The 15,077-nt window shown below is 71.8% G+C and carries 11 protein-coding genes; 9 read left to right on the forward strand and 2 right to left on the reverse strand.

Going from position 1 to position 15,077, the window contains the following annotated elements; all coding sequences use genetic code 11:
• Positions 1-68: 68 nt before the first annotated feature.
• The 8 genes from lgt (at position 69) to ACZ6TD_RS34655 (ending at position 12,433) form a co-directional block, all read left to right on the forward strand.
• Entirely contained in the window at positions 69-1,043 is a 975-nt protein-coding gene (gene lgt, locus ACZ6TD_RS34620) for a prolipoprotein diacylglyceryl transferase (RefSeq protein WP_471344492.1), read from the forward strand.
• Positions 1,044-1,231: 188 nt separating this feature from the next.
• Positions 1,232-1,963 (forward strand): VIT1/CCC1 transporter family protein, encoded by a 732-nt coding sequence (locus tag ACZ6TD_RS34625; RefSeq protein ID WP_471344494.1) that lies wholly within the window; start codon positions 1,232-1,234, stop codon positions 1,961-1,963.
• A gap of 301 nt (positions 1,964-2,264) precedes the next feature.
• Positions 2,265-6,815: a glutamate synthase large subunit gene (gltB, locus tag ACZ6TD_RS34630; protein WP_471344496.1), complete on the forward strand. Its 4,551-nt coding sequence runs from the start codon at positions 2,265-2,267 to the stop codon at positions 6,813-6,815.
• Positions 6,808-8,268 carry a glutamate synthase subunit beta gene (locus ACZ6TD_RS34635; RefSeq protein WP_471344498.1) on the forward strand — a complete coding sequence of 487 codons (1,461 nt, stop codon included), beginning with the start codon at positions 6,808-6,810 and terminating at the stop codon, positions 8,266-8,268. The genes gltB and ACZ6TD_RS34635 overlap by 8 nt, the downstream gene beginning before the upstream one ends.
• A gap of 209 nt (positions 8,269-8,477) precedes the next feature.
• Positions 8,478-8,900 carry a GntR family transcriptional regulator gene (locus ACZ6TD_RS34640; protein ID WP_470009038.1) on the forward strand — a complete coding sequence of 141 codons (423 nt, stop codon included), beginning with the start codon at positions 8,478-8,480 and terminating at the stop codon, positions 8,898-8,900.
• A 47-nt stretch (positions 8,901-8,947) separates the two neighbouring features.
• Positions 8,948-9,829 carry an ABC transporter ATP-binding protein gene (locus ACZ6TD_RS34645; RefSeq protein ID WP_471358295.1) on the forward strand — a complete coding sequence of 294 codons (882 nt, stop codon included), beginning with the start codon at positions 8,948-8,950 and terminating at the stop codon, positions 9,827-9,829.
• Complete coding sequence (locus ACZ6TD_RS34650) at positions 9,826-10,860, forward strand: translation initiation factor IF-2 (RefSeq protein ID WP_471344499.1); 1,035 nt, start codon at positions 9,826-9,828, stop codon at positions 10,858-10,860. Before ACZ6TD_RS34645 ends, ACZ6TD_RS34650 begins: the two co-directional genes overlap by 4 nt.
• Positions 10,861-10,918: 58 nt before the next feature.
• Entirely contained in the window at positions 10,919-12,433 is a 1,515-nt protein-coding gene (locus ACZ6TD_RS34655) for a glycosyltransferase family 39 protein (RefSeq protein ID WP_471344500.1), read from the forward strand.
• Between the two features lie 16 nt (positions 12,434-12,449).
• Here the strand turns inward: ACZ6TD_RS34655 and ACZ6TD_RS34660 are convergent, their stop codons facing one another.
• Positions 12,450-12,923: a PPOX class F420-dependent oxidoreductase gene (locus ACZ6TD_RS34660; RefSeq protein WP_470009031.1), complete on the reverse strand. Its 474-nt coding sequence runs from the start codon at positions 12,921-12,923 to the stop codon at positions 12,450-12,452.
• Positions 12,924-13,055: 132 nt separating this feature from the next.
• Positions 13,056-13,943, reverse strand: a complete 888-nt coding sequence (locus tag ACZ6TD_RS34665) for a hypothetical protein (protein ID WP_471344501.1) — start codon at positions 13,941-13,943, stop codon at positions 13,056-13,058.
• 263 nt (positions 13,944-14,206) lie between these two features.
• Here ACZ6TD_RS34665 and ACZ6TD_RS34670 point away from each other — a divergent pair, with 263 nt between their 5' ends.
• Positions 14,207-15,004 (forward strand): S1 family peptidase, encoded by a 798-nt coding sequence (locus ACZ6TD_RS34670; RefSeq protein WP_471344502.1) that lies wholly within the window; start codon positions 14,207-14,209, stop codon positions 15,002-15,004.
• The last annotated feature ends 73 nt before the right edge of the window (positions 15,005-15,077 follow it).

The raw sequence follows: 15,077 nt of genomic DNA on the forward strand, positions 1-15,077 counted from the left end.
CTTGTTACGCAGCCGTTGCCGGGTGGGTTGCCGCATCTCCCGCCCGGCACGGTAGCGTCGGTCCTGTCATGGACCTCCTCGCTTACATCCCCAGCCCGTCGTCCGGCGTGATCTATCTCGGTCCGGTCCCGCTGCGCGGCTATGCGTTCTGCATCATCATCGGCGTCTTCGTCGCGGTCTGGTACGGCGGGCGGCGCTGGGTCGCCCGTGGCGGCCGGGTCGGTACCGTCGCCGACATCGCCGTATGGGCGGTGCCCTTCGGCCTGGTCGGCGGCCGCCTCTACCACGTCATCACCGACTACGAGCTGTACTTCACCGACGGCCGTGACTGGGTGGACGCCTTCAAGATCTGGCAGGGCGGCCTGGGGATCTGGGGAGCCATCGCGCTGGGCGCGCTCGGCGCCTGGATCGGCTGCCGCCGCCGGGGGATCCCGCTCCCGGCGTACGCGGACGCCATCGCCCCCGGGATCGCCTTCGCCCAGGCGATCGGGCGCTGGGGCAACTGGTTCAACCAGGAGCTGTACGGCAAGGCCACCACACTGCCCTGGGCGCTGAAGATCGACGGCGACGCCGACGCGGGCCGGGTGGCCGGCACGTACCACCCGACCTTCCTGTACGAGTCGCTGTGGTGCGTCGGCGTGGCCCTGCTGGTGATCTGGGCGGACCGCCGCTTCAAGCTGGGGCATGGCCGGGCGTTCGCCCTCTACGTCGCGGCGTACACCGTGGGCCGCTTCTGGATCGAGTACCTCCGGGTGGACGACGCCCACCATGTGCTGGGGCTGCGGCTCAACAACTGGACGTCCGTCGTGGTCTTCCTGGCCGCGGTGGCGTATCTGGTGATCTCCGCGAAGCGGGCCCCGGGCCGCGAGGAGGTCGTGGAGCCCGCCGCGGCCGAGGACGGCCCGGCCGAGGGCGGCGCGGCCGAGGACGGCGCCGGAGCGGCCCCGGCCACCGAGACGGGCAGTGCCACCCCGGCCAGGAGCGACGGCGCGGACGAGGCCGGTGCGGTGGCCGCCGAGGCGGAGCCCACCAAGAATCCCTGACGCGCGCCCGCGTGCGTCCATCGGGCCGCCGGACCCCTCGAGGTTCGGCGGCCCTTCTGCGTTTGCGCAGGTCAGCGAGGTAAGTTCGGCCTTCCTTGCTGGCGGAGCGGGGGAATTCGTGCGTACCTTCGAACCGTTGGGGTGAGGGCCGCATCGCCACACCCTTCTCGAAGGGAGCACATCTTCATATGTCCGTCATCGACAGTGCCGAGTCACCGCACATCGCCCACCGCGACAACCACACCCACCGTGATGTGAACGGCGGCTGGCTGCGCCCCGCCGTCTTCGGGGCCATGGACGGACTGGTCTCCAACCTCGCGCTGATGACCGGTGTGGCCGGTGGCGCCGTGGACCGGCAGACCATCGTGATCACCGGTCTGGCGGGCCTCGCGGCCGGTGCCTTCTCGATGGCCGCCGGTGAGTACACCTCCGTCGCCTCCCAGCGCGATCTGGTCCAGGCCGAGCTGGAGGTGGAGCGGCGCGAGCTGCGCAAGCACCCGGTGGACGAGCTGGAGGAGCTGGCCGCGCTCTACGAGTCGCGCGGGGTGGAGCCGGCCCTGGCCCGTGAGGTGGCCGAGCAGCTCTCCCGCGACCCCGAGCAGGCGCTGGAGATACACGCCCGCGAGGAGCTGGGTGTGGACCCGGACGATCTGCCGTCGCCGCTGGTCGCGGCGGTGTCCTCGTTCGGCTGCTTCGCGCTGGGCGCGCTGCTGCCGGTGCTGCCGTATCTGCTGGGTGCCACGGCGCTGTGGCCGGCCGTGGTGCTGGCGCTGATCGGGCTGTTCGGGTGTGGTGCGGCGGTGGCGCGGGTGACCGCCCGGAGCTGGTGGTACAGCGGGCTGCGGCAGCTGGCGCTGGGCGGCGCGGCGGCGGGTGTGACCTATGCCCTGGGCGCTTTCTTCGGAACGGCCGTAGGATGACAGTCGTACGGCGAGCCGCGATCATCACGCCGTTACTCCTCGGTTTCGATCCTTTTACGGGCGGGCATAAGCCCGAAGCGCTTGGGCAGTGTCGCCCGATCCGCGCGATGGCGACGCCGGTCGCCCCATCCCCAATGCCCGTACTGCCTGACCTCACCCCGCCTCTGGGGTGTCCGCATGATGGAACGGAATTTCCGCTTCCCGAGATTCGCCCCATCATGTAACCTGCACGAAATTCTCGCGGAGGGCCAACGTCGTCCCTCGGCACACGCAAAATGCCATGACGACGACGGGAGAGCCGATGCGTTCCGCATCCCACCCCGCCCGACAGGGGATGTACGACCCGCGCAATGAGCACGACGCCTGTGGCGTCGGCTTCGTGGCGACCCTCACCGGCGAGGCCAGCCATGAGCTCGTGGAGCAGGCTCTCACCGTGCTGAGGAACCTCGAGCACCGCGGCGCCACCGGTTCCGAGCCCGACTCCGGCGATGGCGCGGGCATCCTCGTCCAGGTTCCGGACGCCTTCCTGCGGGCCAGTGTGACCGGCTTCGAGCTGCCCGAAGCCGGTGCCTACGCGGTGGGTATCGCGTTCCTCCCGGAGGGCGAGACCGAGGGTGCGGCCGCCGCGGAGCACATCGAGCGGCTCGCCGCCGACGAGGACCTGACCGTCCTCGGCTGGCGCGAGGTGCCCGTCGCCCCCGACCTGCTGGGCAACCGGGCCCGGGCCACCATGCCCGCCTTCCGCCAGCTCTTCGTCGCCGACGGCACCAGCACCGGCGTGGCCCTGGACCGCAAGGCGTTCGGCCTGCGCAAGCGCGCCGAGCGCGAGGCGGGGGTCTACTTCCCCTCGCTGTCCGCGCGCACCCTGGTCTACAAGGGCATGCTGACCACCGGTCAGCTCGAGCCGTTCTTCCCGGACCTCTCCGACCGCCGCTTCGCCACCGCCGTCGCGCTGGTCCACTCCCGGTTCTCCACCAACACCTTCCCGAGCTGGCCGCTGGCCCACCCGTACCGCTTCGTCGCCCACAACGGTGAGATCAACACCGTCCAGGGCAACCGCAACTGGATGCGCGCCCGGGAGTCCCAGCTGGTCAGCGACCTGTTCGGGGAGAAGGGCCTGGAGCGGATCTTCCCCGTCTGTACCCCGGACGCCTCCGACTCGGCGACCTTCGACGAGGTCCTGGAGCTGCTCCACCTCGGCGGCCGCTCGCTGCCGCACTCGGTGCTGATGATGGTTCCCGAGGCGTGGGAGAACCACCCCTCCATGGACCCGGCCCGGCGCGCCTTCTACCAGTACCACTCCACGATGATGGAGCCCTGGGACGGCCCGGCCTGTGTCACCTTCACCGACGGCACCCAGGTCGGCGCCGTGCTGGACCGCAACGGTCTGCGTCCCGGGCGCTACTGGGTCACCGACGACGGTCTGGTCGTGCTCTCCTCCGAGGTCGGCGTCCTGGACATCGACCCGGCCAAGGTGGTCCGCAAGGGCCGGCTCCAGCCGGGGCGGATGTTCCTGGTGGACACCGCCGAGCACCGCATCATCGAGGACGACGAGATCAAGGCCGAGCTGGCCGCCGAGCAGCCGTACGGCGAATGGCTCGAGGCCGGTCTGATCGACCTGGCCGACCTCCCCGAGCGTGAGCACATCGTGCACACCCACGCCTCGGTCACCCGCCGTCAGCAGACCTTCGGGTACACCGAGGAGGAGCTGCGCGTCCTGCTCGCGCCGATGGCCAAGGCCGGCGCCGAGCCGATCGGCTCGATGGGCACCGACTCGCCGATCGCCGCCCTCTCCGAGCGGCCGCGGCTGCTGTTCGACTACTTCACCCAGTTGTTCGCGCAGGTCACCAACCCGCCGCTGGACGCGATCCGCGAGGAGCTGGTCACCTCGCTGATCTCCTCGCTGGGCCCGCAGGGCAATCTGCTGGAGCCGACCGCGGCCTCCTGCCGCAATGTCATCCTGCCCTTCCCGGTGATCGACAACGATGAGCTGGCCAAGCTCATCCACATCAACGCCGACGGGGACATGCCGGGCCTCAAGGCGGCGAACCTCTCGGGCCTGTACCGGGTCGGTGGCGGCGGTCAGGCGCTCGCCGCCCGGCTGGACGAGATCTGCGCCGAGGCCGACCGCGCCATCGAGGACGGCGCCCGGCTGATCGTGCTCTCCGACCGCCACTCGGACGCCGAGCACGCCCCGATCCCCTCGCTGCTGCTCACCTCCGCGGTCCACCACCACCTCATCCGCACCAAGCAGCGCACCCAGGTGGGGCTGCTGGTCGAGGCGGGCGACGTCCGCGAGGTGCACCATGTCGCGCTGCTGATCGGCTACGGCGCCGCGGCCGTCAACCCGTACCTGGCGATGGAGTCGGTCGAGGACCTGGTCCGGGCCGGGACGTTCCTGCCCGGCGTCGAGGCCGAGACCGCGATCAAGAACCTCATCAAGGCGCTCGGCAAGGGCGTGCTGAAGGTCATGTCCAAGATGGGCATCTCGACCGTGGCCTCCTACCGGGGCGCGCAGGTCTTCGAGGCCGTCGGCCTGGACGAGTCCTTCGTGGACACCTACTTCCACGGCACCGCCACCAAGATCGGCGGCGCGGGTCTTGACGTCATCGCCAAGGAGGTGGCCGCCCGCCACGCCAAGGCGTACCCCGCCACCGGCGTCCCCTCCGCCCACCGCACGCTGGACATCGGCGGCGAGTACCAGTGGCGCCGCGAGGGCGAGCCGCACCTCTTCGACCCCGAGACGGTCTTCCGGCTCCAGCACTCCACCCGGTCGCGCCGCTACGACATCTTCAAGAAGTACACCGAGCGGGTGAACGAGCAGTCCGAGCGGCTGATGACGCTGCGCGGTCTGTTCTCCTTCAAGGGCGAGCGCCCCTCGATCCCGATCGAGGAGGTCGAGCCGGTCAGCGAGATCGTCAAGCGGTTCTCCACCGGCGCCATGTCGTACGGCTCCATCTCCCAGGAGGCGCACGAGACCCTCGCCATCGCCATGAACCGGCTGGGCGGTAAGTCCAACACCGGTGAGGGCGGCGAGGACTCCGACCGGCTGCACGACCCGGCGCGCCGCTCCTCGATCAAGCAGGTGGCCTCCGGCCGCTTTGGCGTGACCAGCGAATACCTGGTCAACTCCGATGACATCCAGATCAAGATGGCGCAGGGCGCCAAGCCCGGCGAGGGCGGCCAGCTCCCCGGCCACAAGGTCTACCCGTGGGTGGCGAAGACCCGGCACTCCACCCCGGGCGTCGGCCTGATCTCCCCGCCGCCGCACCACGACATCTACTCGATCGAGGACCTCGCCCAGCTCATCCACGACCTGAAGAACGCCAACCCGCAGGCCCGGATCCACGTCAAGCTGGTCTCCGAGGTCGGCGTCGGCACGGTGGCCGCGGGCGTCTCCAAGGCCCACGCCGATGTGGTGCTGATCTCCGGCCACGACGGCGGCACCGGCGCCTCGCCGCTCACCTCGCTCAAGCACGCGGGCGGCCCCTGGGAGCTCGGCCTCGCCGAGACCCAGCAGACGCTGCTGCTCAACGGGTTGCGCGACCGCATCGTGGTGCAGACCGACGGCCAGCTCAAGACCGGCCGTGACGTGGTGATCGCCGCGCTGCTCGGCGCCGAGGAGTACGGCTTCGCCACCGCGCCGCTGGTGGTCTCCGGCTGCGTCATGATGCGCGTCTGCCACCTGGACACCTGCCCGGTCGGCATCGCCACCCAGAATCCGGTGCTGCGCGAGCGCTACAGCGGCCAGGCCGAGTACGTGGTGAACTTCTTCCAGTTCATCGCCGAGGAGGTCCGCGAGCTCCTCGCCGAGCTGGGCTTCCGCTCCCTGGACGAGGCCATCGGCCACGCCGAGCTGCTGGACACCACCCGTGCCGTCCAGCACTGGAAGGCGCAGGGCCTGGACCTCGCCCCGCTGCTGTACGTGCCCGAGCTGCCCGACGGCGCCGTCCGCCACCAGCTGGTCGAGCAGGACCACGGCCTGGCGAAGGCCCTGGACAACGAGCTGATCAAGCTCGCGGCGGACGCGCTGAACGCCGACTCCGCCGAGGCCGCCCAGCCGGTCCGGGCCCAGGTCGCGATCCGCAACATCAACCGGACCGTGGGCACCATGCTCGGCCATGAGGTGACCCGGAAGTTCGGCGGCGCGGGCCTGCCCGAGGACACCATCGACATCACCTTCACCGGCTCGGCCGGCCAGTCCTTCGGCGCGTTCCTGCCCCGCGGTGTCACGCTGCGGCTCGAGGGCGACGCCAACGACTACGTGGGCAAGGGCCTGTCCGGCGGCCGCGTGATCGTCCGCCCGGACCGGGGCGCGGACCACCTCGCCGAGTACTCGACGATCGCGGGCAACACCCTCGCGTACGGCGCGACCGGCGGCGAGATGTTCCTGCGCGGCCGGGTCGGCGAGCGGTTCTGCGTCCGCAACTCCGGCGCCACGGTCGTCTCCGAGGGCGTGGGCGACCACGGCTGCGAGTACATGACCGGCGGCCAGGCGGTCGTCCTCGGGCCGACCGGGCGCAACTTCGCGGCCGGGATGTCCGGTGGCATCGCGTACGTCATCGACCTCGACCGGGACAACGTCAACGTCGACCTCCGCGACGCCGTCGGCGAGCTGGACGACACCGACAAGCAGGCGCTGCACGACGCGGTGCGCCGCCACCACGAGGAGACCGGCTCCACCGTCGCGGGCGCGCTGCTCGACGACTGGGAGACCGCCGTCACCCGCTTCAGCAAGATCATCCCCGCTACGTACCAGGCCGTGCTCGCCGCCAAGGACGCCGCCGAGCGTGCCGGGCTCTCCGAGTCCGAGACCCACGAGAAGATGATGGAGGCGGCGATCAATGGCTGACCCCAAGGGCTTCCTGAGCACTGAACGCGAGGTCGCCAAGACCCGCCCGGTGGAGGAGCGCGTCAAGGACTGGAACGAGGTCTACGTCCCCGGCTCGCTGCTGCCGATCATCAGCAAGCAGGCCGGCCGGTGCATGGACTGTGGCATCCCGTTCTGCCACAACGGCTGTCCGCTCGGAAACCTCATCCCCGAGTGGAACGACTACGCCTACCGGGAGGACTGGCGCGAGGCCAGCGAGCGGTTGCACGCGACCAACAACTTCCCGGAGTTCACCGGGCGGCTGTGCCCGGCCCCGTGCGAGTCGGCCTGTGTGCTCGGCATCAACCAGCCGCCGGTGACCATCAAGAACGTCGAGGTCACCATCATCGACAAGGCGTGGGACTCCGGCAACGTCACCCCGCAGCCGCCCGAGCGGCTCAGCGGCAAGACCGTCGCCGTCATCGGCTCGGGCCCGGCGGGCCTGGCCGCCGCCCAGCAGCTCACCCGGGCCGGCCACACGGTCGCCGTCTACGAGCGGGCCGACCGCATCGGCGGGCTGCTGCGCTACGGCATCCCCGAGTTCAAGATGGAGAAGCGGCACATCAACCGCCGCATCGAGCAGATGCGCGCGGAGGGCACCAAGTTCCGCACCGAGACCGAGATCGGCCGTGACATCGACGCCGCCAAGCTGCGCAAGCGGTACGACGCCGTGGTCATCGCGGCCGGCGCCACCACCTCGCGCGACCTGCCGGTCCCGGGCCGGGAGCTGAACGGCATCCACTTCGCGATGGAGTACCTGCCGCTCGCCAACAAGGTGCAGGAGGGCGACCTCACCACGTCCCCCATCACCGCCGAGGGCAAGCACGTCGTGGTCATCGGCGGCGGTGACACCGGCGCGGACTGCGTCGGCACCGCCCACCGGCAGGGCGCCGCCTCCGTCACCCAGCTGGAGATCATGCCGCGGCCGGGCGAGGAGCGGAACCCGGGCCAGCCCTGGCCGACCTTCCCGATGCTCTACAAGGTCACCTCGGCGCACGAGGAGGGCGGCGAGCGGATCTACTCCGTCTCCACCACCCACTTCGAGGGCGACGAGGACGGCAACGTCCAGTGGCTGCACCTGACCGAGGTGGAGTTCAAGGACGGCAAGCTGGAGCAGAAGCCGGGCACCGAGCGGAAGATCCCGGCCCAACTGGTCACCCTCGCCATGGGCTTCACCGGCACCGACCAGAAGAACGGCCTGGTCGAGCAGTTCGGCCTGGAGCTGGACGAGCGCGGCAACATCGCGCGCGACGCCGACTTCGCCACCAATGTGCCGGGTGTCTTCGTGGCCGGTGACGCGGGCCGCGGCCAGTCGCTGATCGTCTGGGCCATCGCCGAGGGCCGCTCCGCGGCGCACGGCGTGGACCGCTATCTGGCCGGGGCCAGCGAGCTGCCCGCCCCGATCCGCCCCACCGACCGGGCCCTCATGGTCTGACCCGGTCCTCCGGTCTTCCCGGATCTCCGCCCGTACAACGGCGTACGGACCGGCCGCGCGGCGCCTTCCCCCTCCCGACCGGGGGAAGGCGCCGCGTGGCGTTTCGCCTGCCGTTCCCTCGGCCCGGCCGACCAGGCCGGTTGACATTCCCCCCGGCGCACTCCACCATCATTCCACTAACTGATTAGTGAAAGGGTGGTGGAGGGCGGATGGTCGAGTACCGCATCGACCGGCGCAGCGGCATCGCCACCTATCTGCAGATCGTCCAGCAGACCAAACAGGCACTCCGCCTCGGACTGCTGCAGCCAGGGGACCGGCTGCCCACGGCCAAGGAGGTCGTCGCGGCCACCGCCATCAACCCCAACACCGTCCTGAAGGCGTACCGCGAGCTGGAGCGCGAAGGGCTGGTCGAGCCCCGGCCGGGTCTTGGCACCTTCGTCCGCCGGTCGCTGGCCCGGCCCGGCGCCGCCGCGGACTCACCACTGCGCGCGGAGCTCGCCGACTGGACCGACCGGGCCCGCGCCGCCGGGCTCGACCGCGAGGACGTGACGGCGCTGGTGGCCTCGGTCCTCGAGGAGCGCTTCGGCGAGACCGCCGCCCCCGGCGAGCGTGGACACGAGGAGAACGGGTGACCGACGAGATCGACGCGTGCGGCGCGCTGGAGGCGTCCGGGCTGGGCATGAAGCACCGGCGCGGCTGGGCCCTGAGAGACGTCGCCTTCCGGCTGCCCGCCGGGCGGATCTGCGCCCTGGTGGGCCCCAATGGCTCCGGCAAGAGCACCCTGCTGTCCCTCGCCGCCGGGCTGCTGACCCCGACCGCCGGCACCCTGCGGGTCTTCGGCCGCCCCTCCGCCGACCCCGGCACCCGCGAGCGCATCGCCTTCGTCGCCCAGGACAAGCCGCTCTACCCGCGCTTCTCCGTCGCCGACACCCTGCGCCTGGGCCGGGAGCTCAACCCCCGCTGGGACCAGAGGACCGCCGAACGGGTGGTGGCGGAGGCCGAGGTGCCGCTGTCCGCCCGCGTCGGCTCGCTCTCCGGCGGTCAGCGCACCTGTGTGGCCCTCGCCCTCGCCCTCGGCAAGCGCGCCGATCTGCTGCTCCTGGACGAGCCGATGGCCGATCAGGACCCGCTGCGCCGCCACCGGATGATGGGCGCCCTGATGGCGCAGGCCGCCGAGCACGGCACCGGCGTGGTCATCTCCACCCATGTGCTCGCCGAACTCGACGGCGTCTGCGACTACCTGCTGCTGATGGGCGGCGGCCGGATCCGCCTGGCGGGCGGGACGGACGCCCTCCAGGCCGCCCACCGCCTGGTCACCGGCCCGAGCGCGACCGGCGGCGGCACACCGGAGGCGCTCGCCCGCCACACCGTGGTCGAGACCCGTACCACGGGCCGTCAGCTCACCGCGCTGATACGCCCGGACGGCACCCCGGACGGGGACGGCTGGATCGTCACCGAACCCTCCCTCGAGGACGTCCTGCTCGGCTATCTGCGCGCACCCGACGCCCCGCCGATGGTCACGGCCGAAGCGCGGGCGACCGTCACGGAGGTGGGGACATGAGCGCGATCGGCATACGGATCGGGTCGTCATCCGGCGCGCGGCTCCGCGCCCGAGGGCTGGTGTGGCTGGTGGCGCGCCAGCACCGGGCCGCCCTCTGGGCGGGCCTGGCCGTGGTCGCGGCGATCGCCGCGTACATCATCTGGCAGCGCACCGAGATGGTCGGCTCCATGCGGGCGCACGACATCCAGGGCTGCGCGGACTGGAACTGGAAGGAGCTCTGCCACGGCAGGGAGATCGAGCGTACCGACACCTACCGCACATCGCTGCTCAACGCCGGACGGCTGCTCATCGCGCTGCCCGCGCTGATCGGCGTCTTCATCGGCGCGCCCCTGTTCGCCAGGGAGCTGGAGACGGGCACCCACCAGTTGGTGTGGACCCAGTCCGTCGGCAGGACCCGCTGGCTCATCGCCAAACTCGCGCTCCCCCTCGTCGCCGTCACGGTCGGCACCGCGGTCCTCGTTGGCCTCTACACCTGGTGGTGGCGGGTGGCCCGGGGCCAGTTCCAGGACATCGCCTGGGGCACCGCCGTGCCGTTCGACGCGACTGGCCCGGCCGCGGTCGCCCTCGCCCCGCTGTCCTTCCTCCTCGGCGCGGCGGCCGGGCTGCTGCTGCGGCGCACCCTGCCCGCCATGGCGGTCACCTTGGGGGCCACCGCTGGTGTTCAGTACGGGCTGAGCGCCCTGCGCCCCCATCTGATGGTCCCGCGGACGGTCGTCTCCGAAGCAGACGCCTCCGGGCAATTCTCGGCCACCCCCCTCAAGGTCTACTTCAACGCGTGGCGTGGCATGGGTAACGGCTATCTGACCCGGTCCGGGGAGAAGCTCCCCCTTGAGCGCTGCTCGTCCGCCCTCGGTGCGGACGGCTGGGACCGCTGCTTCGCCCGGCTCGGCGCCACCGATAGGTGGTACGAGGAGCTGCACCCGGCGAGCCACTACTGGCCCATGCAGTGGATGCAGGCCGGGATCTGCCTGGCCGCGGCCGTCGCGCTGGCCGCCTTCTGCCTGTGGTGGATCCGCCGCAGACGGGCCTGACCCGCGCCCCTTCCCGCCACCAGCATCACCTTCCGCTCCGATCGGAGTTCCCCTTCCCATGGCCGTCTCGCCTGCCCTCGACACCGCCGGGGCCGCCCCGCGTGCCCGCCCGGCGCCCCCGGCCCCGGCGACCCGCCGCGCCGGGCGCGCCGGGCGCGCCGTCGTCGGGCTGGTCCCGGCCGGGCTGACGCTGGCCCTCGGGCTGTGGGGGATCCGCCGCGAGAACAGCATGTGGCGGGACGAGTCGACGACGTACCAGGTCGCCCACCGCGGCGTCGCCGACATCTGGCACCTGCTCGGCGGGGCCGACGCCGTCCACGGCCTGTACTACCTGCTCGTGCACGGCGTCTTCGCCCTCTGGGACGGCGGTCTTGTCGCTCTCCGGCTCCCCTCGGTGCTGGCCATGGCCGCCGCGGCCGCCGGGGTCGGACTGCTCGGGCGGCGACTCGCGGGGCCGCGCGCCGGACTCGCCGCCGGGCTGGTCTTCCCGCTGGCCCCGGCGGTGCAGCGGTACGCGCAGGAGGGGCGGTCGTACGCCCTGGTCTGCGCCGCCGTCGTCGCGGCCACGCATCTGCTGCTGAGCGCCGTGGCCCGGCCCCGCAAGCGCACCTGGGCCGGATACGCCGCCGTCGCCTCGCTGGCCTGTCTGCTGCACGAGTTCGCGGTGCTGGCCGTCGCCGCGCACGGCGTCGCGCTGTACCGGGCACGGGTGGGCGCGCGCTTCGGCTGGGCGTGGGGGCAGGCGGCCTCCGCGGTGGCGGTGGTGCTTGCGCCGCTGGTGATCGTCAGTCAGCAGCAGGCGGCGCTGGTCGGCTGGATCGCCCCGCCGGGCCCGCCCGAGCTGCTCGGCTTCGGCGCGCTCGCCCTGGCGGGCCTCGTCTGCGCCCGGGGACCGCTGCCCGCCCGGGGACCGCTGCCCGCGCGGGGCCCCGTCCCGCTGCGCGAGCTCGCGCTCGCGCTGCTGATCCTGCCCCCGGCCGCGCTGCTGGCGGTGTCGTATCTGCATCCGCTCTACGCCGACCGCTACGTGCTCTACGCCTACGTGGGTCTCGCGCTGCTGATCGGGGCCCGGCTGGACGCGCTGTCGCGCACCGTCGCCGCCCCACGGGCGCTCGCCGGAGGGCTGGCGGTGGCCGCCGTGGCGGCCCTGCTGCCGTACTCCCTCCAACTGCGGATCCCGCAGAGCCGGCTCGACGACCCCCTCGCCGCCGCCCGCGCCGTACGGGAGCTGAGCCGACCCGGCGACGGGGTGCTCTTCCTGCCCGCCCGGCGCCGGGAGCCGATCCTGTCAAGACCGGGGGACTTCCGGGGCCTGCGGGAGCTGGCGCTGGCCCGGCACGCGATCCCCTCGGGCACCCTGCACGGCATCGAACTGCCCGCACCGCTGATCCGGGCCCGGATGCTGACGGCCGGGCGGATCGTCACGGTGAACGACCCGCCCGGCCAGCCGCTGGACGACACCCCTCAGGAGCGGGTGAAACGGCAGGTGCTCGCGGAGCACTTCCACCGATGCGCCGTCAGGGACGTCACCGGGATGCGGATCGTGCTCTACGGGCGCGCGGGGGAGTGCTGAACGCTGCCGGGCGCCGTCAGCCCTCGTTCTCCACCAGCCGGGCCGGGAAGCCGCCGGTGGCCACCGGGCCCCAGCGCTCGGGGGTGACCCGGATCAGCGACTTGCCCTGCTTGCGCATGGCCTCGCGGTACTCGTCCCAGTCCGGGTGCTCACCCGCGATATTGCGGTAGTACTCGACCAGCGGCTCGACGGACTCCGGGGTGTCGATCACCTCGGCGGTGCCGTCGATCTGCACCCACGGGCCGTTCCATTCGTCGGACAGCACGACGAGGCTCACGGCGGGGTCGCGCTTGGCGTTGCGCACCTTGGCGCGCTCCGGGTAGGTGGACATGACGATCCGGCCGGAGTCATCGACTCCGCAGGTCAGCGGGGATGCCTGGGGCGAGCCATCGGCCCGGCGGGTCATCAGCAGCGCACGGTGGCGCGGGCGTACGAACTCCAGCAGCTCGTCGAGGCCGACGTGGGTGTTGGTGGCGATGGAGGGGCTCATGCAGGCGAGCGTACGACGTCGAGCCCACTCCACGTCCGTATGGCCACGGACCGCCGCCGCGTCGCGTGCCGCGCCAGTCGTCGCGTCAGGTGCCGCGCCAGTCGTCGCGTCAGGTGTCCGTCGGGTGCCGCGTCACGTGTCGCACTCCAGCACCGTGCGGCACAGCCCGCAGCGGGCCCGCAGCCGCCCGCGCACCGGGACCCGGATGCGCTGACGGCAGGTCGGGCAGGGGAAGGAGACGCTCAGCGGGGGGCCGGCGTCGAAGGCGTAGTCGCCTCCGGTGGGGGCGGGGTGGCCGGATTGGGCCGACCGGCGGTCCTTGGCGTAGCGGCGGCGGCCGGTCCAGCCGGCGGCGGCGAGCGGCGGCCGGGCCTGCTCGCGGCGGGCCAGCTCCAGCCCCTTGGCGTACGCCTCGTACGCCTGCGGAGAGGTGAACCAGGGGGAGGGGTCCTCGCCGAAGAGCAGCGCCCGCATGGCCAGGACGTAGCCGAACTCCTCCGGTGTCAGATAGCCCAGTTTCTGGCTGGAAACCGAGTCCTGGCGGTAGGCGTCGAGCAGCAACCAGCCCGTGCCGAGGTAGGCGGCGGCGGTGTCGGTGAGGATTTCGTTGTCGCGTGTGCCGGGGAACGACAGGTCCAGGCGGTGCAGATACACATGCGTGACCTCGTGGGCCAGGGCCGCGCCGATGTCCCGACGGTGGGTCTTGAAGCGGGAGTTGAGCTCGATGAAGTACTCCGGGCCCGCCGCCAGCTCCACGTTCCCCGCGTGCCGCATCTCCCGGAAGCTCACGATCATCCGGGCGTCGGGCAGCCGCAGATGCTGCACCATGACCCGGGCCACCCGCTGAACGCCCAGGTAGAGGTCGTCCTGGTCGGCGAAGGCCACATCGCCGGGGACCACGCTGAGCCCGAAGGTGTCCACCGTGTCGCGGGACAGGCGGCGGTAGAGCGCGGTGATCGCGGCCCGGACGGTGTCCAGGTGGGGATAGCCGTGCTCGATGTCGCTGCCCGGTGCCGCCACGCCGTCACCCCGTGCCCGTCGCCAGCCGTGCGCCCTGTCTCACGTCAACCTTACGGTCGTTCGGTGGAGCAGTGGGTAGGCCGCGCTGGCTGGAAACCGACCCTTGTCACCCCGTTCACCCGGTCCACATAATCACAGGGCGTTTTACCGGCTCATCCACGGGATTTCGGAGAGGTTTCCGGATTTTTGTCACGCGGCGGAGCCGCGAATGGTTTGGCATGAGCCTGACATGCGCCTCGAACCCCCCACGAAAGGACAGTCCGTTGCGGAACACGCTGAAGCACATCAAGAGAGCCTCGGCCCTGGGCGCGGTGGCCCTCGCCGCCTTCAGCCTCACCCCCGGCAGCGCCAACGCCGTGCCCACCGGCCCCGAGCCGAGCCCCTCCGTGGTCGGCGGCACCCGCGCCGCCCAGGGCGAATTCCCCTTCATGGTCCGGCTGTCCATGGGCTGTGGCGGCGCCCTCTACACCCAGGACATCGTGCTCACCGCCGCCCACTGTGTGGACGGCTCCGGCGCCAACACCTCCATCACGGCCACCGCGGGCGTCGTGGACCTCCAGAGCTCGAGCGCCATCAAGGTCAAGTCCACCCGGGTGCTCCAGGCCCCCGGCTACAACGGCACCGGCAAGGACTGGGCGCTCATCAAGCTCGCCAAGCCGATCAACCAGCCCACCCTGAAGATCGCCGAGACCACGGCGTACAACAAGGGCGACTTCACCGTGGCAGGCTGGGGTGCCGCGGTCGAGGGCGGCGGCCAGCAGCGCTACCTGCTCAAGGCCACCGTGCCGTTCGTCGACGACGCCACCTGCAAGTCCGCCTACGACGAGCTCGTCCCCGGCGAGGAGATCTGCGCCGGGAAGATGGCCCAGGGCGGCGTGGACACCTGCCAGGGCGACTCCGGCGGCCCGATGTTCCGCAAGGACGACAGCGGCCAGTGGATCCAGGTCGGCATCGTCAGTTGGGGCGAGGGCTGCGCACGGCCCGGTAAGCCCGGCGTCTACACCGAGGTGAGCACCTTCGCCAAGGACATCAAGGCGGGCGCGACCCAGCTCGGCGGCTGACCCCTCCTCAGCACCGCCTTCGACGGGAGCTGACCGGGGCCCGGCCACCGTGCCGGCCCCGGTCAGTCGCATG

Source organism: Streptomyces yongxingensis, assembly GCF_055597465.1.